The 19,180-nt window shown below is 63.5% G+C and carries 18 protein-coding genes; 11 read left to right on the top strand and 7 right to left on the bottom strand.

The features are described 5' to 3' along the window. Positions 1-32 precede the first annotated feature (32 nt). A complete protein-coding gene (locus SJY18_RS10370; protein ID WP_337336952.1) occupies positions 33-1,187 on the bottom strand; it encodes a mandelate racemase/muconate lactonizing enzyme family protein in 1,155 nt (384 codons plus the stop codon). 111 nt (positions 1,188-1,298) lie between these two features. Between SJY18_RS10370 and SJY18_RS10375 the strand changes: the two genes are divergently transcribed. Continuing rightward, entirely contained in the window at positions 1,299-2,045 is a 747-nt protein-coding gene (locus SJY18_RS10375; RefSeq protein ID WP_337336953.1) for a FadR/GntR family transcriptional regulator, read from the top strand. Between the two features lie 26 nt (positions 2,046-2,071). On the opposite strand, the gene SJY18_RS10380 is transcribed toward SJY18_RS10375, so the two are convergent. Continuing rightward, positions 2,072-3,778 (bottom strand): SulP family inorganic anion transporter, encoded by a 1,707-nt coding sequence (locus tag SJY18_RS10380; protein ID WP_396667495.1) that lies wholly within the window; start codon positions 3,776-3,778, stop codon positions 2,072-2,074. A 162-nt stretch (positions 3,779-3,940) separates the two neighbouring features. Next, positions 3,941-4,111, bottom strand: coding sequence for a CsbD family protein (locus SJY18_RS10385; protein ID WP_396667496.1), 171 nt, complete (start codon positions 4,109-4,111; stop codon positions 3,941-3,943). A gap of 231 nt (positions 4,112-4,342) precedes the next feature. On the opposite strand from SJY18_RS10385, the gene SJY18_RS10390 reads away from it, so the two are divergent. From SJY18_RS10390 to SJY18_RS10410, 5 genes are read left to right on the top strand one after another with little or no spacing between them, the layout of a single operon-like run. Further along, on the top strand, positions 4,343-5,389 hold the full coding sequence (locus SJY18_RS10390; protein WP_396667497.1) for a 3-oxoacyl-ACP synthase III: 1,047 nt from the start codon (positions 4,343-4,345) through the stop codon (positions 5,387-5,389). Further along, positions 5,386-8,058 carry an alpha/beta fold hydrolase gene (locus tag SJY18_RS10395; RefSeq protein ID WP_396667498.1) on the top strand — a complete coding sequence of 891 codons (2,673 nt, stop codon included), beginning with the start codon at positions 5,386-5,388 and terminating at the stop codon, positions 8,056-8,058. The genes SJY18_RS10390 and SJY18_RS10395 overlap by 4 nt, the downstream gene beginning before the upstream one ends. Continuing rightward, positions 8,055-9,029 (top strand): NAD-dependent epimerase/dehydratase family protein, encoded by a 975-nt coding sequence (locus tag SJY18_RS10400; protein WP_396667499.1) that lies wholly within the window; start codon positions 8,055-8,057, stop codon positions 9,027-9,029. Before SJY18_RS10395 ends, SJY18_RS10400 begins: the two co-directional genes overlap by 4 nt. Positions 9,030-9,036: 7 nt before the next feature. After that, on the top strand, positions 9,037-9,729 hold the full coding sequence (locus SJY18_RS10405; protein ID WP_396667500.1) for a phosphatase PAP2 family protein: 693 nt from the start codon (positions 9,037-9,039) through the stop codon (positions 9,727-9,729). Positions 9,730-9,760: 31 nt separating this feature from the next. Beyond that, positions 9,761-10,561, top strand: coding sequence for a DUF1206 domain-containing protein (locus SJY18_RS10410; protein ID WP_396667501.1), 801 nt, complete (start codon positions 9,761-9,763; stop codon positions 10,559-10,561). A gap of 7 nt (positions 10,562-10,568) precedes the next feature. On the opposite strand, the gene SJY18_RS10415 is transcribed toward SJY18_RS10410, so the two are convergent. Next, entirely contained in the window at positions 10,569-12,671 is a 2,103-nt protein-coding gene (locus SJY18_RS10415) for a S9 family peptidase (RefSeq protein ID WP_396667502.1), read from the bottom strand. Between the two features lie 78 nt (positions 12,672-12,749). Here SJY18_RS10415 and SJY18_RS10420 point away from each other — a divergent pair, with 78 nt between their 5' ends. The 3 genes from SJY18_RS10420 to SJY18_RS10430 all read left to right on the top strand — a co-directional run bounded on the left by SJY18_RS10420 (position 12,750) and on the right by SJY18_RS10430 (position 14,212). Continuing rightward, a complete protein-coding gene (locus SJY18_RS10420; protein WP_396667503.1) occupies positions 12,750-13,250 on the top strand; it encodes a hypothetical protein in 501 nt (166 codons plus the stop codon). Positions 13,251-13,330: 80 nt separating this feature from the next. Beyond that, positions 13,331-13,633 carry a DUF427 domain-containing protein gene (locus tag SJY18_RS10425; RefSeq protein ID WP_337336962.1) on the top strand — a complete coding sequence of 101 codons (303 nt, stop codon included), beginning with the start codon at positions 13,331-13,333 and terminating at the stop codon, positions 13,631-13,633. 33 nt (positions 13,634-13,666) lie between these two features. Then, positions 13,667-14,212 (top strand): YaeQ family protein, encoded by a 546-nt coding sequence (locus SJY18_RS10430; protein ID WP_396667504.1) that lies wholly within the window; start codon positions 13,667-13,669, stop codon positions 14,210-14,212. Positions 14,213-14,228: 16 nt separating this feature from the next. On the opposite strand, the gene SJY18_RS10435 is transcribed toward SJY18_RS10430, so the two are convergent. Further along, positions 14,229-15,224, bottom strand: coding sequence for a formylglycine-generating enzyme family protein (locus SJY18_RS10435; protein WP_396667505.1), 996 nt, complete (start codon positions 15,222-15,224; stop codon positions 14,229-14,231). Positions 15,225-15,309: 85 nt separating this feature from the next. On the opposite strand from SJY18_RS10435, the gene SJY18_RS10440 reads away from it, so the two are divergent. Further along, on the top strand, positions 15,310-16,122 hold the full coding sequence (locus SJY18_RS10440) for an MTAP family purine nucleoside phosphorylase (RefSeq protein ID WP_396667506.1): 813 nt from the start codon (positions 15,310-15,312) through the stop codon (positions 16,120-16,122). Beyond that, the gene (locus SJY18_RS10445) at positions 16,119-17,168 is read left to right on the top strand and encodes an NAD-dependent epimerase/dehydratase family protein (RefSeq protein WP_396667507.1); all 1,050 of its coding nucleotides are present in this window, start codon (positions 16,119-16,121) and stop codon (positions 17,166-17,168) included. Before SJY18_RS10440 ends, SJY18_RS10445 begins: the two co-directional genes overlap by 4 nt. A gap of 84 nt (positions 17,169-17,252) precedes the next feature. Here the strand turns inward: SJY18_RS10445 and SJY18_RS10450 are convergent, their stop codons facing one another. After that, on the bottom strand, positions 17,253-18,425 hold the full coding sequence (locus tag SJY18_RS10450; RefSeq protein ID WP_396667508.1) for a sensor histidine kinase: 1,173 nt from the start codon (positions 18,423-18,425) through the stop codon (positions 17,253-17,255). Continuing rightward, entirely contained in the window at positions 18,422-19,153 is a 732-nt protein-coding gene (locus SJY18_RS10455) for a response regulator transcription factor (protein WP_337336968.1), read from the bottom strand. The genes SJY18_RS10450 and SJY18_RS10455 overlap by 4 nt, the downstream gene beginning before the upstream one ends. Positions 19,154-19,180: the final 27 nt, after the last annotated feature.

A 19,180-nucleotide genomic window follows, 5' to 3' on the forward strand; every position in this document is an offset into this window, starting at 1 on the left:
TATCAGGATCGGGGCATCTTGCGAGGGCGCGGCTAGATTCCCCACGTCGGGTCGGTCACCAGACGAAGGCCGGTGCGGTCTGACCGCACGTGTGGGCCGGCCGCAATGAGCCACGATGCTGACGCTTGCCGCGCCGAGATCGCCACCTCGTCGATTGAGATTCCCGCGCCGGGCAGGTCGCCAAGCACGATCCCGCCGTCGCTGTACTCTTGGTCGATCGTGAGGCCGAAAGGCGCACCCAGATCTTGCACTTCGGCAGACATGTGGTTGGGAACGGCGGCTGCGGCTGCGGCGACGGAGTGGTTTGCAGTCAGCCCCACCGGGCTCACCGGCAGGTCGCGGGAATGGGCGGCAACCGCGACGCGCAGAAAGTGGGTGATGCCCCACACGGCGCCCGCCTGCACGACGTCTACGCCGCCAGCATCCAGAAGTGGTCGAAACTGTTCGAGACCGGTGAGGTTCTCACCGGTTGCCACGGCTGCGCGAACCGACTTGCTCAAGCGTGCGAATCCCGCAGCGTCCCAGCGGCGGAGTGGTTCTTCGATCCATGTGAGATCGACGTGCTCTTCGACTTTCGACACGTAGCGCACGGCCTGCTTGAGGTTCCAAGATTCGTTGGCATCGAGCATGAGCCCGGGTTCGGCGGCGTTGCGCCGCAACGCATCTGCCATGATCTCGAGTCGCTCGATGTCGTGCGCAGCGTCGCGCCCGCCTTTCAGCTTGCCGCTGGTGAATCCGCGGTCTGCCATCTCGCTGTAGAACTTGGCGAGCCGCTGATTGTCAAGCGCGATGTCGAGGCCAGAGGCGTATCCGGGAACAAAACGATCGGATGCGCCGAGCAGTCGCCACAGCGGTTCGCCGGCGATTTTCGCTTTGAGGTCCCAAAGCGCCATGTCGAACGTGCCGACGCCGCCGAACGTCGCTCCGCCATGCCCGCTCTTGAACACGCGGGCAAGCATGCGGTCATACAACGAAGACACCGCTCGCGGGTCCTGGCCCTCAAGGGCAGGGAAAAGTCGGTCGAGGTCATGGTGTGATCCCATGCCGATGCCTTCGAGGCCGCTGTCCGTTTCGAGAATCACCAGGGGAACGTCGGTGACGCCCGAGTCGATGTAGCCGTTGGCGTCCCCGACAGGGCGGCCCCAGTCGTGAAAGGTCCGCAGACAGCGGTATCCCGTGATTTTCATATCGCCTTTGACTCCCGAATCACTCAATTGTATGAACAGCATACATCATATGTCTGCTGTGTGTGGTGTGGGATGTGTGTTCAGTGCTGCACAACGTCTAGAGTGTCGAATGTGACCACCGGCGACGCTGCTTCTTCTCCCGCGACCTCGCGCGTTCCGATCGACCGGATCGGCGCGACGGTGCTCAAGGAGCTCGTCGAAACGATTGTGTCGGGTCAGATCCAGCCCGCAGACGCGTTGCCGCCCGAGGCGGTTCTCAGCCAGGAGTTCGGCGTGAGTCGAACGGTGATTCGCGAGTCGGTGAAGCGCCTGCAAGAGAAGGGCATGGTGACCGTCGCACAGGGGCGCGGTACTCACGTGAACCCCATGTCTTCGTGGAATCTGCTCGACCCGTTGGTGATTTCGTCGCTCATTGGCCACGACGACGCGCTCGGTATTCTCGACGACTTAAGTGTGGTGCGCGGAGCTCTCGAGGCGGCAATGGCGGGGGCTGTTGCTGCCAAGCGCACGAGCGATGATCTTGCGCGACTGACCGCCAGCTTCGAGCAGATGGAATCGGTGCTGCATGATTCCGCGTCCTACCGTGACGCCGATGTGCGATTCCACCTTTTGGTGATGCAGCTCTCGGGCAACATTCTTGCGGAGAACGTCGCCCACGGCCTGTTCGAGCGGGCGTTGGAAAGCAGCCGTTATCACGGTGTCGACCCGGCGCAGGCGTTCGAGATCACCCACGCAGAACACCAGCTGATCTTCGATGCGATTGTCGCAGGCGATCGTGAGGCCGCGCGTCAGGCCATGGAGGCTCACATCTTGGGGTCTTGGGATCGTCGGCGGCTGCCGACTCACCCGCGCGACTAGCTGGCAGAGGGAACAGCCCCGGTGGCTTATGCCTGTGGTTTCGCCTCAGATGTCGGCGCGGCACGGAACGCACCGACGGCAGCGGTGATGCTTGGGTAGATGTGCGTGTTGTCGAAGAACTCAAGCGTTTTGTAGGCCTGTAGCTCGTCCATAAGAGCCGGGTCGACGTTCGCCAACGCGAAGACGCGGTGCTCGTCGTGCAGCGCCTTGATGAGATCAGCGATGTTCAGGCTGGCTGAGTAGTCGATGTCGCCGATTGAAGAGCAATCGAGCACCAACCAACGTACTTGGTCTGGCGCGTCATCGACCAGTTTGCGCACGTCTTCGACGAACAGGCTCGCGTTCGCATAGAACAGGCGAGCATCGAAGCGGAAGATGATCAGGCCGGGGAGGCTCTGCGAGCCCGGAGTCGCTGTGATGTACGTCGGTTGGTCGTCTTTGTTTACTCCGACGAGGAAGTCTTGCGGTGAGTACGCGCGCCGTACGAGTTCGATGATCGAGAGGATGATGGCCAGAATGATGCCCTGCTCGACTCCCCAGCCGAACACGACGATTGCGGTGAACACAGCAATGACGAATTCGCTCACTCTCGCCGCGCGGATGCGCTTGAGGCCCTTGAAGTCGACGAGCCCGAGTCCGATCATGAAGACAATCGCAGCCAGAACCGCAACCGGCATGTTGGTCAGAAATCCAGTCAAGAACAGCACCACAAACAACACCACGAGCGCCATGACGATGTTGGCCATCTGACTGCGTCCACGCTGCTCGTCGAGAATCTCGGTCTTGGTCGGGCTGCCATTCACCACGAATGTTCCCGTGAGACCGGCTGCGATGTTTGCACCCGCGAGCCCTACGATGTCGCGATTGATATCGACTTGCTGCCCGTGCTTCATTGCGAAGCTTCGTGAGGTGGCGGCGCTCTGCGCAATGATCAAGAAGAAACACGAGAGGGCGACGCCCACGACGGCCGGAATGTCTGAGAGCGTGATTCCCTCTGGCAATCCGATGGGGGGAAGCCCGCCCTGGACGGGGCCAATGACGGCGACGCCGTGACTCGGTGCATCCATCACATTCGACAGCGTGATCGACAGAATGACGGCGATCACTGCGCCGGGTATCTTGCGGCTGATCATCTTGGAACCGATGATGATGATCAATGTGCCCGCGGCGAACGCGACAGTCCACAAGCTGGCTTCTGTGACGTGAGTGATTGTGTACCACTGCTGTTCGAACCAACTGCCCGTGCCCTTTGAAATGCCAAGCATGTCGGGTACCTGGCCGGTGAGCACCGAGATGCCAACGCCCGTGAGAAAGCCGATCAGCACCGATGCGCTGAGAAAATCGCCCAGGAAGCCGAGCTTCAAGAGTCTCGCCAGCACGAGGAGACCGCCACAGACCAGCGCGACGAGGCTGGTCCAGGCCACCCATTCCGTTGTGTTGGGAGAGAGGCCCGCGATGCCGAGTCCGGCGAGGCCCGCTGCAAGAATCGCCGCCGTCGCAGAGTCTGCACCCACCACCAGCAGTCGCGATGAGCCCAGCAGCGCGAACAGCAGCGTCGGAAAGATGATTGTGTAGAGGCCAGTGATCACAGGGGTCTGCGCGATCGAGGTGTAGCCCATGACCTCGGGGATCGCGATTGCGGCCAGAGTGACGCCCGCGATCACGTCTGCAGAGAACCAACTGCGCTTGTAGTCACGCATCCACGGGGGAACAACCTTCGAAATTTTCGCCACGGCGTGCCCTCTGCTCTTTTTGTCGTGATTGATCTGAACTAGTGCGTGATCAGTCTGAGTATCACGAGATTGCCTCGGTGCGGCATCGTACAGATGGCATGAAGTTGCAGAGCGCACAAAGGTGGCCGAGACCGCTAGTCTCGACCACCCCTGGATCAGCGGTTAGTTGAAGGCGTCCTTGACGTCTTCAACGCCCTTCTTAGCTTTCGCCTCGGCCTGGTCAACGTGGCCCTCGGCTTCGAGTCGCTCATTGTCGGTCGCTTTGCCCGCGGCCTCTTTGCCCTTGCCGGTGAGGTCTTGGGCAGCGTTCTTGATCTTGTCGTCTAGACCCATAGTGTTCTCCTTCGTCGTGACCGAGCGCGCAGCGGTTGGCGGCTCAGCATCTATTTGAACCGCCGTGGGGAGCGGCAGGAAGGGGCTTGACCGTTCGCCTAGGCCGGGCTATGGCGGTGGACGGAGGAGCCTCAGCGGGCGGGCGCATCGTATGGATCAACCGAGAGCGGTCTAACATGCTCATTGGTTCATGCAAGCGGCGCTAGGCTAGTTCTTTGAATATCAAGCGTGATGCCTCATCACCTGGAGGTACCGTTGGCCGGAAACGCGACTACCCGATTCGCGAACGTCTCGCTGTTGTCAGTCACTAGTGTGTTGCCCACCAGGGTGACGACCTCAGATGACATTGAAGAGCGGCTTGCACCCGCACTCAAACGACTGCGCCTGCGACCTGGTTTGCTGCGTCGCGTCGCTGGAGTGCTCGAACGGCGCAACTGGGCGGCTGGGGAGTCGTCTGACGAGGCCACCGTGCTGGCTGGAAAGCGGGCGCTTGCTGAAGCTGGCGTCGACGCCTCAGAGGTGGGGCTGCTCATCAACACCTCGGTCACGCGCAAGCATCTTGAGCCATCGGTCGCCGTGCGACTGCACCACGGGCTCGGTCTGCCCACGTCGGCCGTCAACTTCGATGTCGCCAATGCGTGCCTCGGGTTCGTCAGCGGAATGAATCTTGCGGCGAGCATGATCGAATCAGGGCAGATTCGCTATGCCATCGTGGTCAACGGCGAAGACGCTGATGAGATCCAGGTCAATACGATTGACCGGCTGTCGGACGATGGTGTCGGTCGCGACGATTTCATGAGTGAGTTCGCGTCGCTCACACTCGGCTCTGGTTCAGCGGCAGCGATTCTCGGCCGCGCTGATGAGCACCCAGAAGGACACCGCATCATCGGTGGTGTCACTCGCGCTGCCACTCAGTTTCACGAGCTGTGCGTCGGTAGCGTCGACGGCATGTTCACCGACGCCAAAGCTCTGCTCAAGGGCGGACTCGACCTTGTCGTTTCGGCATGGAAAGAGGCGTCGACCGAGTGGAACTGGTCGTCGATGGATCGCTACATCACCCACCAGGTCTCGTCGGTGCACACGAACGCCATTGTCAAAGCAGCAAAGCTCGATCGTTCACGTGTGCCCACGACGTTCTCGCGTCTGGGCAATGTCGGCCCGGCTTCGATACCGATCACGCTGTCTGAAGAGCAAGAGACGCTCAAGCGCGGAGATCGGGTGCTGCTGATGGGCGTGGGCTCTGGACTCAACACCGCGATGATGGAGCTTGCCTGGTGACGAAAGCCGCCTCGCTTCCTCCTGTGGGACTGCCCGGACTCGATCGGCGATTCAGCCGGATTCGCTCTGTCGCAGGTCGAGGCGTCGACGAGGGTCTTCTTCGTGACTGGCACTACCTTGACACCGCTGACGAGTTGCAACGGTTGGGAATAGAACCGGTCGGCACGATTCTGGCGGTGCACGGCAACCCGACCTGGTCGTATGTATGGCGCGGCATCGTCGACGCATCTGTGCGATCCGCCGCAGCGGGCAACGAAGCGTGGCGAGTGGTGGCAATCGATCAGCTCGATATGGGTTTCTCAGAGCGCACCGGCACGCATCGCCCCTTGGCCCAACGTGTGGTCGATCTCGGCGCCTTCACTGACGCTCTCGGTCTGGACGGCCGGGTAGCAACCCTCGGCCACGACTGGGGCGGCGTCGTGTCAATGGGCTGGGCGGTCGATCATCCCGAGCATCTCGCCGCCGTGACCCTGCTGAACACCGCAATTCACCACCCCGAGGGGGTGCCTATTCCGGCACCGCTTCGCCTCGCTGGCGCACGCGGAATGCTTGCCGCGTCTACCGTGCACACCACCGCGTTTCTCGAAACCACGCTTGCCCTCGCTTCGCCGCCGCTATCGACAGCGGTGAAAGACGCCTATCGTGCGCCGTATCGCGGTGCAGATCGACGCGAGGCGATTGGGGGCTTCGTGGCTGACATCCCAGTAGATGCTCGTCACGAGAGCTTCGCCGAACTGAGCAGAATCGCAGATGGGGTAGCTGCCCTCACGGTGCCCGCGCTGCTGCTATGGGGGCCGAACGATCCGATCTTCAGCGATCGCTACCTCGACGATCTCGTGACACGGTTGCCCCACGCCGACGTGCACCGCTTCGAGGGGGCAAGCCACCTGATCGCCGAAGACCGACCCTACGCCGATTCGGTGCTGACCTGGCTTGGTGACAATGCGCAGGCGATCGCGGCTCGGGAGTCGCCGGCGCCCACTGCGGCAGCTGTTGCTGACTCTTTCGTGCCGTTGTGGCACGAACTCGACGAGCGCCGCGACGACGATGACATCGCCGTCATCGATATGGCTTCACACGGCGCCGCGGGGCCGTTGCGGGTGAGTTGGCGTCAACTCGATGAGCGCGTCCGCGCCATGGCCGCGGGCTTCGCAGCGATGGGCATCGAAAAGGGTGACCGCGTCTCATTGCTCGTGCCCCCAGGACCGACACTCACCGCCGTGCTTTACGCGTGCCTGCGTATCGGCGCTGTCGTGGTCGTGGCCGATGCGGGGCTCGGGCTCCGCGGCCTCACGCGAGCCGTGCGTGGTGCACGCCCCGACTTCATCATCGGCGAGACCCCAGGCTTGGCCGCCGCTCGCGCGATGGGCTGGCCCGGCGTCAAGATCTCTGCACCGCGGCTTCCTCGCGTCACTGCGGCGGCGCTCTCAGTCGAGACGTGCCTTGCCGACATCGTGGCGTTCGGCAAACACGCTCCACAGCCGGCTGAGCCCGAGCCGCACGACTACGCCGCGATACTGTTCACGTCTGGCTCGACCGGCCCCGCCAAAGGGGTTGTCTACACGCACGCGCAGCTCTCAGCATTGCGTGACGCGCTCGCCGCGCACTTCGAGGTGACGCACGACACTGGGCTGGTGACCGGGTTTGCACCCTTCGCCTTGCTCGGTCCGGCGCTCGGCACTCGCTCGGTGACGCCCAACATGGATGTCTCGGCACCGCGCACGCTCACCGCGACCGCGGTCGCCGACGCGGTGAAAGAGTCTGACGGGCAGATCGTCTTTCTCTCGCCCGCGGCCATCATGAATGTCGTCGCGACGGCTGACGCGCTCACTGCGGCGCAGCGCGACACGCTCAAGGGCGTGCGCACGTTTCTCTCCACCGGTGCACCGATCAACTCAGATCTGCTCGAGCAGGTTGCCGCGCTCATGCCGAATGCCACCCCGCACACTCCCTACGGGATGACCGAGTGCCTGCTGGTGACAGATATCACTCTCGACGACATTCGTCGTATCGCTGGCTCGTCCGAGTCGGGAGTCTGCGTGGGCTCTGCAATCGGCGCCGGCCGGGTGCTGGTCAGCACTCTCGACGCGGATGGCAAAGCGACCGGCACTCCGAGCGACAGGGCGGGTGTGCTCGGCGAGATCGTCGTCTCAGCTCCGCATCTGAAGAACCACTACGACCGCCTGTGGCTGACAAACCGTGAGGCGGTGCGTGACACCACGGTTTCGGAAGCCGATGTTGCGGAAGTCGATGTTCGCTGGCACCGTACCGGCGATGTCGGCCACCTGGACGCTCAGGGAAGGCTCTGGGTTGAGGGCCGCCTTCCTCATGTCATTGTCGGCGAGCATGGTCCTGTTGCTCCGGTCGGTGCGGAACAGCAGATCGAGCGAGTTGCGGGTGTGCGCCGCGCGGCGGTTGTCGGCGTCGGCCCGCACGGACTGCGCCAAGCGGTCGCGGTGGTCGAAACTGTTCCCCGCGCTCGTCGTGCTGCGCTCGCAGATCCTGTGCTCGCCGCTGAAGTGCGCGCTCATGCAGGTGTGACGCTCGCCGCGGTGCTCGCCGTGAGCGAGCTGCCCACCGACATTCGGCACAACTCGAAGATCGACCGCACGCGTCTGTCGGTCTGGGCCGATCGCACGCTGTCAGGTCAGGCTCCGAGCGCACCATGATCGTTCTTGTCACCGGTGCGTCGGGATTTCTGGGCGGCGCGGTCGCCGCAGAACTCTTCGCGGCGGGCCATGAAGTGCGCACCCTGCAACGTCGGCCCTCCGCCGTCGATGGGGCCACTGACTACCTTGGTTCGATCACCGACCCAACCGTCGTCGCGCGAGCCCTCGTCGGCGCCGATGCGGTGGTGCATCTTGCGGCTAAAGTGTCGCTCGCCGGCGATACCGCAGACTTTCACTCGATCAATATCGAGGGAACACGAACGGTATTGGATGCTGCTGAGCATGCTGCAGCATCTCGATTCGTGTTCGTCTCATCTCCTTCAGTCGCTCACGCGGGCGACGCACTCGCCGGCGTGAGCGCAGAACCGGCGTCGCCCACGCACGCCAGGGGTGACTACGCTCGCACCAAGGCTGAGGCCGAGCTGCTGGCTCTTGCGCGCGACAGCGACACGATGCGGGTCGTCGCGATTCGCCCGCACCTCGTCTGGGGGCCTGGTGACACCCAACTTGTCGAGCGAGTTGTCGAGCGGGCCCGTGCAGGGCGGTTGCCGTTGCTCAGCGGAGGAACGGCGCTCATCGACTCGACCTACATCGACAACGCCGCATCTGGCATTGCGGCTGCGCTGCGGCGCGCAGAGGAAGCGCACGGCAACGCTTATGTGTTGACCAACGGCGAGCCACGGCCCGTAGGCGATCTGCTGGCGGGCATCTGCCTGGCCGCGGGTGTCGCTCCGCCAGCGTGGAGCGTGCCTTCGAGCCTCGCGCGCACGGCCGGATCGGGCATTGAGAAGGTGTGGGCGATCAAGCCAGGCGTCGACGAACCGCCGATGACACGCTTTCTCGCCGAGCAGCTCTCGACCGCTCATTGGTTCGACCAGCGCGAAACCCGGAGTGTTCTCGACTGGACACCTGCTGTTTCAATAGACGAGGGACTCGAGCGGCTTGCCGCCTGGTACGCCGCCTCGCGATGAGTGGAACATGACCGAGCTTCCTCCTCTCGAACCCCCTCGAGCGACACTCGCGCCAAAACCCGACCCGCGACGCCCGATCGCGCTGGTCGTGGGCGTTGCCGCAACCGTGGCCTTCGTCATCCTTCGCTTCGTGGTCGCCTTTGGCGATCATGAGCCGCTCACGGTAGACGTGTGGTGGCACGCCTTGATGGTGACAACGTACTCGAACGCGGGAATCGTGATCGCCTGGATCCCGGCGATCGTCGGTGGCACGGTCGGCATGATCTGCGTGGGAGCCGTGGCCGTCGCAGCCTTTCTGTGGCGCAAGCGGCGATGGGATGCAGCGAATGTGGCGATCGCGCTCGTGGTGGTCGTAGCGATCGGTGCGCCGATGGCGGCAGTTATCGCGAGAATGCGGCCAGCAGATTCGCTGGCAGAGAGCATGGCGACATCCTTTCCCTCCGGGCATACTGCAGTGGCGACAACTTTCGCGATCACTCTCGCGTTGCTCCTGAGGCATTGGTACATCTGGGCGCTCGGCACGCTCTGGGTGGTCTTGATGATGTGGAGCAGAACGTATCTCTACGCGCACTGGCTCAGTGATGTTGTCGCGGGGTTTCTTGAGGGCGTCGCCGTTGCCACGCTGGTCTGGTGCGCAGTGGAGGCGGTTCGAGACCGGCGAGCATCGCGCAAACTATACCGGCGCAGCGAGACCCAGTGACGCAGACTTTTCGTCGCGCTACCATGCGACGATGAGCACTCCTAAGAACGCCGCAGCGAAAGCACAGAGCTCGACTATCTTCCGAACGCTCGCCAGGATCGGGTTCGTAGTTCTCGGCGTCGTGCACATCGTGATTGGGGCGATCGCCATCTCGGTGGCGACCGGTGGCGGCGGCGAAGCCGATCAGGGCGGCGCGATGGAAGCACTGCAACAGAATCCGCTGGGGTTCGCCCTGCTGTGGATCATCGCGGTCGGACTATTCGCCCTGGGCGTCTGGCAGGTCGCTGAAGCATTCTTGGAACGCGATTCCGACGCTAAGAAGAAGTGGGGCTACCGCGCCAAGTACATCGGCACGGCAGCGGCATACTTCGCGATCGGCGGCACCGCTCTGGTGTTCGCGCTCGGCGGGCAGTCTGATTCATCCGAATCAACCAAGACCCTGAGCGCGACCGTGCTAGCGGCACCCGGTGGCGTCTTCTTGCTCGTCCTGGTCGGGCTAGGCGTTGCCGCCGTCGGCGTTGCCTTCATTGTTCGTGGCATCACTCAGGCGTTCAAGAAGAATCTTGAACTGCCGGGCGACAAAAGAGAAAAGGGCGTCCTGACTTTCGGCACCGTGGGCTATGTGGCGAAGGGTGTCGCCGTTGCGGTCACCGGAATATTGTTCGTCGTCGCTGCGGTCACCCACGACCCCGAGGCCGCCGGGGGGCTGGATGCGGCGCTTCACTCGCTCGCGCAATTGCCGTTCGGCTCGGTGATTCTCTGGGTCGTCGGCGCAGGCCTCGCCATCTATGGACTCTTCTGCTTCACGCGCGCCCGCTACGCCAAGATGTGAGCCGCGGCTAGCCGAGAAGCTCAGGCCGCGGAGTCTCGTCGCCGAGCACGTGCTGTGAGAGGAAAGCGAACACCGTTTCGTACCAGATGACGGCGTGCTGAGGTTTCAGAATCCAGTGATTCTCGTCAGGGAAGTAGAGGAAGCGGTGCGCCATGCGCCCCTCGTTATCGGCGTGGTGCTCGGCCAGTTCCGACCAGAGACGCAGCCCCTCGCCAATGGGCACCCGATAGTCCTTGTCGCCGTGGATGACGAGCAGCGGTGTTCTGATGTCCCCGACGAAGCGATGCGGTGAGTTCTCTCGCATCGCGTCTTCGGTGAAGATCTGCTGCCAGTACACCGATAAATCTGTGGTGCCCGCGAACTGGTCGAGCGCCCACAGGCTCGCGTGCGTGACGATCGCGCTGAATCGGTCGGTATGGCCGGCGACCCAGTTCGCCATGTAGCCGCCGAATGACCCGCCCATCGCGGCGGTGCGCGTGTGGTCGATGTCTTCGCGCGATTCCACCTCGTCAGTGATGGCGAGAAGGTCGGTGTAGGGTGCGGATCCCCAGGCATTCCAACCGCGCGCGATGAAGTCGAGTCCGTAGCCCGTCGATAGGGCGGGGTCTGGTAGCAATACGGCGTAGCCGCGCGCGACTGCGAGCAGTGGCGCCCATCGCCAACTCCACGCGTTCCAGCTGGCCAGCGGGCCGCCGTGGATCCAGAGCAACAGCGGAGCCGGTGCTTGTGCTGAAGCGCCGTCGGGCAGCAGCAACCACCCGTGCACCCGGGTGCCATCGTCGGCGGTGGCTTCTACCTCGGTGATCTCGCCGGGCGCCGCCGGTGCCGCCGCGGGAGTCGCCAGCGCGGTGACCTCTCCGCTCGGCGAGACGCGCACCGGGTGCGGCGGCACAACCCACGAGGAGCGCAGGGCAACAAAGCCACCACTGGTGAGATCGACCGAGACGTGCGTGTAGGTGAACTCGTCGTCGGTCAACTTCGTCGGTGCTGATCCGTCAAGTGGCACGCGAAACACCGGTCCGCGCCCATTGTCGTCGGCGGTCACGAGAAGGGCGTTGTCGTCAGCATCCCACTGCATACTGGTGGCCCATCGGTCCCAGCTCAAAGCCAGACGCTGCGGCTCGGCACCGTCGAGGGCGGCGACCCAGACCTCGGTATCAGTGGGGCCAGCCGGCGTCGCTTTTTCTGAACGCAGGTAGGCAAGTCGCAGTCCGTCGTGGCTGACGACCGGGCTCTCGTAGTCCACTCCTGCATCGTCGAAAAGCGTCGCGTGCGAGCCGCTCTCGGTGTCGATGGCGACCAACGCTTGCCGGCCTCCGCGCTGCTCATGCTGATGGAGGGAAGCGATGAGGGTGCGAGCGTCCGGAGTGAGCGAGGCTCCGGCAATGTTGGCTGAGCGACCAGGTCGAGGCGTCAGGTCTTGCGGGCGCGGGAGCGACGCCGGGTAGGGCTTGGCCTCGGCAGTCGCGGTGCCTGGCAAGCCTTCGGACTCTTGATCGGCGGCGTGGACAGCGGCCGAGATGGTGTCGTCGAGGTCTGCGACGTCAATAGAGAGCAGGTGCGGCTCGCTCGGCCCGAGATCGTGGTCCCAGAATCGCACCGGGTAGCTCTCGTGCAAGATGGCTGAGACCTTCTTCTCTTTGCGCCGCCCTCGCAGTTGGGCATCTGCTTCGATGCTCGCTGCGCCCTGCAGCAATGAGGCTGAGATGACGACGCGGTGGCTCGCCTCTGCGGTTGCGGCGATCGCATCGACGCCGCCGGCCAGTCTCGTGATGGGTCGCGCTTCACCGCCTGCCGCGGGCAAGAGCCACAATTGTGCCGGCTGGTCGTCGCGATCACCTTCAGTATCTGGCCGCGCCGACACGAAGAGCACGTCTCCGCTCGCGGTGAAGGTTGCTCCGGCTTCGCCTTTCGCCGACCGCGTGAGGCGCCGAGCCGCGCCGCCACCGTCTGCGGGCACACTCCACAGCGCTCGCTCATAGCCCGTCGCATCGTTGTTCAACGTGGCAACGGTGAGCACCACTGTGGTGCCATCTGGCGACAAGGCTGCCGCTTCTACACGCGGAAGCGCGATGAAATCATCAAGGGAATCGAAGGGGGTAGCGGCCATGGCACCACGCTAACTCGCGCGCTCGAAATCAACCACTGGTATTCGTGACGGCAGCGACACCCTCGATAGTCTTGCCCCATGGTCAAGAACCGTCTACTGCGTCACCTGGGAACGCCGGCCGCGATCTACGGGCTGCTGGTTTTCGCGAGTCTGATCGCCGCGATGGCTGTCAATCGTCATGAAGGCGACACAATCGCGTCGGTCTTCGTGTTCAGCGCTGTCACGCTCGTCGTGTTCTGGTCAGCGCACGTGTATGCGTACTCGCTCGCTCATCACGCTGACGAGCGAGCCGACGGCGCAACGATATGGGCGTCGATCAAGCACGGTGCCGATGAGTCGGTGGGAATGCTCGAGGCAGCGGTGTTGCCCGCGATTCCGCTGGTGCTTGGAATGATCGATGTGCTTGCACCGCCACGCGCGATCTTCTGGGCGCTGCTCGCCGCTACCGTCATGCTCGGGGTGCTCGGCTTTGTGGCGTTCGCGATTCGCGATTCACGATGGTGGGTGCGGCTGCTCGGGGCGCTGGGCACCGCCGCTTTCGGGGTGCTGATTATCCTCCTCGAATCGAGCCTTCACTAGCCCGGCCCTGATGCCGTGGAACGGGCATACGCTCGTAGCCATAGTGATCATCACCGGATGATCCGGCGGCAGGAGGAATCATGAAGGCAGTAGTTGACGGCACGACGATCGCCGAAGCGCAGCAGGACGATCTCGCCTATATCGAAGGAAACTGGTACTTCCCTCGATCGAGCCTCGTTTCGGAGTTCTTCATCGAAAGCCCCACTGCCTACACCTGCCCGTGGAAGGGCGCTGCGCAGTACTTCGACGTGAAAATCGGCGACAAGGTCGTCAAAGACGGAGCGTGGAGCTACTCAGATTTGCGGCCGGGCGCCGTAGAGCGCGTGGGCAAAGACTTTGCAGGCTTCGTGGCATTCGATCGCAGCGTCACAGTCGCGGAGTAACGACGCCGCTGACGACGCGTAGGCTCAGTGCCTATGGCACTCGGAGCAACGATGCACACCTTCGCGGTGCAGCTGGCAGACGTCGATCGTGGTGTGTACGAAGAGCTCACACTGAGGCTCGCGCGACACCCCTCTGAGACGGCGGTCTATATGATGACTCGGCTGCTCGCGTATTGCCTCGAGTATGAAGAAGGCATCGTGTTCAGCGAGGGAATCTCTTCGACCGAAGAGCCGGCGGTGCTGGTGCGCGATCTGACGGGCAAAATCACCGTGTGGATCGAGATTGGTGCTCCCGACGCGCCGCGCCTGCACTACGCGAGCAAACTGGCAGACCGCACCACGATCTACACGCACCGCGATCCCGAGAAGGTGCGCGCCGCTTGGGTGGGCAAGCGCATCCATGACTCGGCGTTGATCACCATGCACAGTTTCGATCACGGGTTCATCGACGAAGCGGTGGGCAGCATCGACCGACGCAACACGATGACGCTGTCGGTCACTGAGCGTCAGCTCTACCTCGACTTGAACGGCACGATGTACAGCTCGGCAGTGCACGACCACACCGTTGAGGCGTCATAGCCGATCTTGGCGGGGTTTACGCCGCGACGGTGCGGAACCCCGCGTTGCCCATCGACGAATCAGGCGTGTTCTGACTGCGAGCCGAATTGCGGTATCGGTTGCAATACGAGATGTGGCAGAGGTAGCTACCGCCGCGCAGCAGCCGGGCCTGACCCGAATCGGGGCCTGTCGGGTTCTGCTCGGGGGAGACCCCGTAATACCGCGGATCGAACCAGTCGGCGCACCACTCCCACACGTTGCCGATAGGTTGCCACAAGCCAAAACCGTTCGGCTCGAAGGTGTGCACTGGCGCGGTGGTGAGAAAGCCATCGTCGAGAGTGTTCGTGCGAGGAAACTGCCCCTGCCAGATGTTTGTCCGCCAGGCGCCGCCCGCGTCGGGCTCCTCATCACCCCAGGGATACTTCTTGCTCTCCAGTCCACCGCGCGCCGCGCACTCCCACTCGGCCTCTGTGGGCAGTCGGCGCCCAGCCCACTCGCAGTAGGCGACAGCATCGTTCCAACTGATGTGCACGGCGGGATGCTCATCGAGTCCGTCGACAGAGGATTTGCGGCCGCCGGGGTGGCGCCAGTCGGCACCAGTGACACCGAGCCACCACGGCGTTCCCGGCGGCTGGCCGATGACGTCGCTGGGCTCGGCGGCGAGGGCGAGATGGAAGACCGCCGAGTAGCCGAAAGTCTCAGCCTCGGTGCGGTAGCCGGTTTCGTCGACAAAGCGCGCGAACGCGGCATTGGTGACCGAGGTGGCATCGATCGAGAACGCGTCGAGCGTTACCCGGTGCTGCGGAGTTTCACCGTCGCCCTCGTTGCGGTCACCCGAAGAGTCGCCCATCACGAACGTGCCCGCAGGAATCAGCGCCTGGGCAAGCTCGTGCCGGCCCGCTGGTGCAACATCCACCGTCGACGGCGCCGCAGAAGGAGCGCCGATCGTGAGGAACTCACCGCGGGAGGGAGCTCCGCATGAACAGTTCGATCCGCAGCTGGAATCTTCGGAAATCTCGCGGTCGTCACCCATGCCTCTAGCCTATGCCGCGCTCGCGGTCATCGATTCGTAAGAGAGTGGATCGCGCTCGGGGCGGCCGACGTGACAATGTGGGGAGATGACTGGTGTTCCCTCTGCAAATGTGACTGCGCAGGCCATGGTCGGGGTCGTTGGCGGCTCTGGTCTATATGAACTCTTCGACCGCGGCGAAGACGTCGATATCGCCACGCCCTACGGCGCCACCGTGCGAGTGACGATCGGCCGGATCGGTGAGCACGTGGTGGCGTTCGTTCCCCGGCACGGGCGTGATCATTCCGTTCCCCCGCACCGCATCGACGCGCGTTCCTGCATCTGGGCGCTCGCCGCGCTGGGGGTGAAGGCGATGATCTCTACCGCCGCAGTGGGTTCGCTCAACCCCGAGCTGCCGGTCGGCACCATCGCGTTGGCCAGCCAGCTCGTTGACCGCACGCACGGCCGTGCAGACACATTCTTCGACGGCAACGTCGTGAGACACCTGCCGTTCTCTGACCCGTTCGACAACGCCCTGCGAACGGTGGCACTCGATGCGTGCCCCGAACTCAGCGACGGCGCAACGGTTCTCGTCATTCAGGGGCCCCGCTTCTCAACGCGAGCGGAGTCTCATATCAACCGAGCGGGCGGAGTCGACCTGGTGAATATGACGCTCTATCCCGAGATCGCGCTCGCCGCAGAACTCGGCATCGACGCGGCGGCTCTCTGCCTCGTCACAGATCTCGACACGGGAGAGACGTCTGAAGACGCCGTAACCGCCGAGGCGGTTTTCGCCGTGTTGCACGAAGCGAAACCGCGCTTGGTCGGCGCGATCGAACGGATCGTCACAGCGCTGCCCGCCGACTATGCCGCACGTGAACTGATCGATCGTGCCGCGATCGACGCGGTGGTGAAGCAATGACGCGCGTACTTGTCACCGGGGGAGCCGGTTTCATCGGCTCGCGCATCGTCGTTGCAGCGCTGGCTCGTGGCTGGGAAGTGCGGGTTATTGATGCGCTCGTGCCCTCGGTGCACCAGACCCGACCCGAGATCGCCAGGGAAGTCGAGTTCATCGAGGCCGACGTAACTGACCCCGCAGCGCTAGATCGGTGTATGCAAGGTGTTGACGTCGTCAGTCACCAGGCAGCGAAGGTCGGCATGGGCGTCGACTTCAGTGACGCGCCTGACTACATGCGTTCGAACGCTGTGGGAACGGCAGAAGTGCTCGCCGCGATGAGCCGTGCCGAGATCGGCCGGTTGGTGCTCGCTTCGTCGATGGTGGTCTACGGAGAAGGTCGCTACGTCGGCCATCACGGAGACGTGCGCCCCGGGCCGCGACGCGCGGAAGACCTGCAGAACGGCATGTTCGAACCCCGTGATCCAGCCAGCGGAGAGATTCTCAACCCAGCTCTCACCGTCGAAGACGCGATTCTCGATCCGCGCAGCGTGTACGCCGCCAGCAAGCTCGCCCAAGAGCACCTTGCCACCATCTGGGCACACGAGGTCGGCGGAAAGGTGGCCATGCTGCGCTACCACAATGTGTATGGCCCCGGCATGCCGCGAGACACGCCCTATGCCGGTGTGGCAGCGATCTTTCGCTCGTCGCTCGAGCATGCACAGGCCCCTCGCGTTTTCGAAGACGGTGGCCAGCGACGAGACTTCGTGCACGTCGACGACATCGCGTCGGCGAACGTCGCGGCTATGGAGTGGACAGCACGAATGGATGCTGCGCCCTCCCGTGCTTTCAATATCGGCTCGGGCACGGTATCGACCATCCTCGACGTTGCGAGCGAACTGAGCCGTGTCTGCAACGGGCCGGAGCCCATCGTCACCGGACAGTTTCGAGCCGCCGATGTGCGACACATCACTGCGTCATCTGAGCGCGCACACGCTGAACTGGCATGGTCTGCGTCGGTTGGCCTCGCCGAGGGGCTGCGCGAGTTTGCGGCATCCCCGCTTCGCGACTGAGTAACTCGCTTCGCGCTGAGTGCCCGCTTCGCGATTGAGTAACCCCCGTCGCGACCGGCGTAGTCGCTCACGCCCTGCGTAGTGCTAGGCGAATGACCCTGCGGACTCGCCCGCCCGCGGAAGAATGAGGTCGAAGCGGCATCCGCCCGGCACGTTGCGCACAGTGACCTCACCCTCGTGCGCGGCGGCTATGCCGCGCACGATGGCAAGGCCCAGGCCGGCGCCGCTTGAGCGCATCGGATACATTGCACTGGTCTCTTGCGGCTGAGGCGTTCGAGCTGTGGCGCCGCGCCAACCCGGATCGAACACCCGCGCGAGGTCTGCCTCGTCGATACCGCCGCCCATATCGATCACGGCGACGCACGCGCGACCGTCAGTCACCGACGCGGCCACGGTGATCGGAGAGCCCTCGGGGGTGTGCTGAATCGCGTTCACCAGCAGGTTCGACACCGCACGCGAGAGTTCACGTGGGTCAGCGCGCACGATCACACTCGCGCCGCTCTCTGACTCGATGCGAATCTCGCGTGCGCCCGAGATCGGGCGCAAATCAGCAACGGTGTCACTGATGACGTCATAGAGCGAGACCTCTTCGAGCGACAGCCGCAATGAACCGGAATCGATCTTCGACAGCTCGAACAGATCGTCGACCATCGCCGAGAGGCGAGAAACCTGCTCTCTCATCTGACGGTGATAACGCTGCGGATCGGCAGCGAGTTCGTCTTCGAGGGCCTCTGCCATCGACATGATTCCCGCCAGTGGGGTGCGAAGATCGTGTGCGATCCATGCGACGAGCTCACGACGTGACTCTTCGATGCGGTGCTCGCGTTCGCGCGACTCCTCGAGCTTGGCGCTCATGGCGACCAGTTCGCCCGCGAGCGCTGTCAGCTCGCCGACCGATTGGGGACCGACGGCATCGACCCGCTCGCCTTCGCCAATTCGTCGTGCAGCAAGCGATAGCGACTTTGCGTTTCGCACCACGACTGCTCCGAGCCCGGCCACCAACACGAGCGAGACCAGACCCGAGATCACGGCGGCGTTCACGGCGACAGTGAGGTCATGCGCCGAGATGTACATCTGCCATGACGCGCCGACGATGCTGAGGATCACCCCGACGATTGCGGCGAAGACGAGCACGAGCACCTGCACGATCAGCGATGCACGTCGCAGGATTATCAGAAGCAGCACGGCGGCGCCGCCGACAATCAGGGTGATGACGAGCGCGAGGCCCGCTACGTGCATCAGTTCGGGACCGGTCATTTGGTGTGTTCCTTGAGGTCCAGCCGGTAGCCGATTCCCCACACGGTCGTCAGCAGCACTGGGTGAGTCGGGTCGGGTTCGATCTTCTCGCGCAATCGGCGCACATGAACGGTGACTGTTGACAGATCGCCGTGCGTCCATCCCCACACTCGCGAGAGCAGGTCTTCGCGGCTGAAAGCCTGATCGGGATGCTTCACCAAGAACGCGAGCAGATCGAACTCACGCACGGTCAGGTTCAGCAGCACCGAGTTCATCATCGCCACGCGCGCGGCCGGATCGATTCGGAACGGACCACGGTCAAGAGCTGATTCAGGAGCGAGCTCAGCCAGCGATCGGCGCAATACCGATCGCACGCGAAGAACGAGTTCGCGGGGCGAGAAGGGCTTGGTGATGTAATCATCGGCACCAGCTTCCAGCCCGCGAATGCGGTCATCTTCACTGCCGAGAGCCGTGAGCAGAATGATCGGAGTCGAGCTTGAGCTGCGGATGCGGCGGCATGCTTCGATGCCATCGATGCCCGGCAGCATCCGGTCGAGAACGATCAGATCTGGCGAGATGCGCGCCTCGGCGTCAATCGCCGCAAAACCGTCAGATACCCGATCAACGATGAAACCCGCCGAGCGCAGATATTCCGATACGACTTCAGAGACGGTGGGGTCATCGTCGACGACAAGCACGCGACGATCCGTGAGGTCATTGTTGGCCAACGATCGGGCGGGTTCAGACATCACACCCTCACATTACGCCGGGTCAGC

It is taken from the genome of Microbacterium sp. R86528 (assembly GCF_044596335.1).
Taxonomy (GTDB): Bacteria; Actinomycetota; Actinomycetes; order Actinomycetales; family Microbacteriaceae; genus Microbacterium; species Microbacterium marmarense.

Bases quoted from the DNA above. Each gene is read 5' to 3' on its own strand.
- SJY18_RS10385 (WP_396667496.1), bottom strand. From the start codon at position 4,111: ATGGGTCTAGACGACAAGATCAAGAACGCTGCCCAAGACCTCACCGGC.
- SJY18_RS10440 (WP_396667506.1), top strand. From the start codon at position 15,310: ATGACTGGTGTTCCCTCTGCAAATGTGACTGCGCAGGCCATGGTCGGG.
- SJY18_RS10455 (WP_337336968.1), bottom strand. From the start codon at position 19,153: ATGTCTGAACCCGCCCGATCGTTGGCCAACAATGACCTCACGGATCGT.
- SJY18_RS10415 (WP_396667502.1), bottom strand. From the start codon at position 12,671: ATGGCCGCTACCCCCTTCGATTCCCTTGATGATTTCATCGCGCTTCCG.
- SJY18_RS10390 (WP_396667497.1), top strand. From the start codon at position 4,343: ATGCCTCATCACCTGGAGGTACCGTTGGCCGGAAACGCGACTACCCGA.
- SJY18_RS10420 (WP_396667503.1), top strand. From the start codon at position 12,750: ATGGTCAAGAACCGTCTACTGCGTCACCTGGGAACGCCGGCCGCGATC.
- SJY18_RS10435 (WP_396667505.1), bottom strand. From the start codon at position 15,224: ATGGGTGACGACCGCGAGATTTCCGAAGATTCCAGCTGCGGATCGAAC.
- SJY18_RS10445 (WP_396667507.1), top strand. From the start codon at position 16,119: ATGACGCGCGTACTTGTCACCGGGGGAGCCGGTTTCATCGGCTCGCGC.
- SJY18_RS10425 (WP_337336962.1), top strand. From the start codon at position 13,331: ATGAAGGCAGTAGTTGACGGCACGACGATCGCCGAAGCGCAGCAGGAC.
- SJY18_RS10410 (WP_396667501.1), top strand. From the start codon at position 9,761: ATGAGCACTCCTAAGAACGCCGCAGCGAAAGCACAGAGCTCGACTATC.
- SJY18_RS10450 (WP_396667508.1), bottom strand. From the start codon at position 18,425: ATGACCGGTCCCGAACTGATGCACGTAGCGGGCCTCGCGCTCGTCATC.
- SJY18_RS10405 (WP_396667500.1), top strand. From the start codon at position 9,037: ATGACCGAGCTTCCTCCTCTCGAACCCCCTCGAGCGACACTCGCGCCA.
- SJY18_RS10400 (WP_396667499.1), top strand. From the start codon at position 8,055: ATGATCGTTCTTGTCACCGGTGCGTCGGGATTTCTGGGCGGCGCGGTC.
- SJY18_RS10430 (WP_396667504.1), top strand. From the start codon at position 13,667: ATGGCACTCGGAGCAACGATGCACACCTTCGCGGTGCAGCTGGCAGAC.
- SJY18_RS10370 (WP_337336952.1), bottom strand. From the start codon at position 1,187: ATGAAAATCACGGGATACCGCTGTCTGCGGACCTTTCACGACTGGGGC.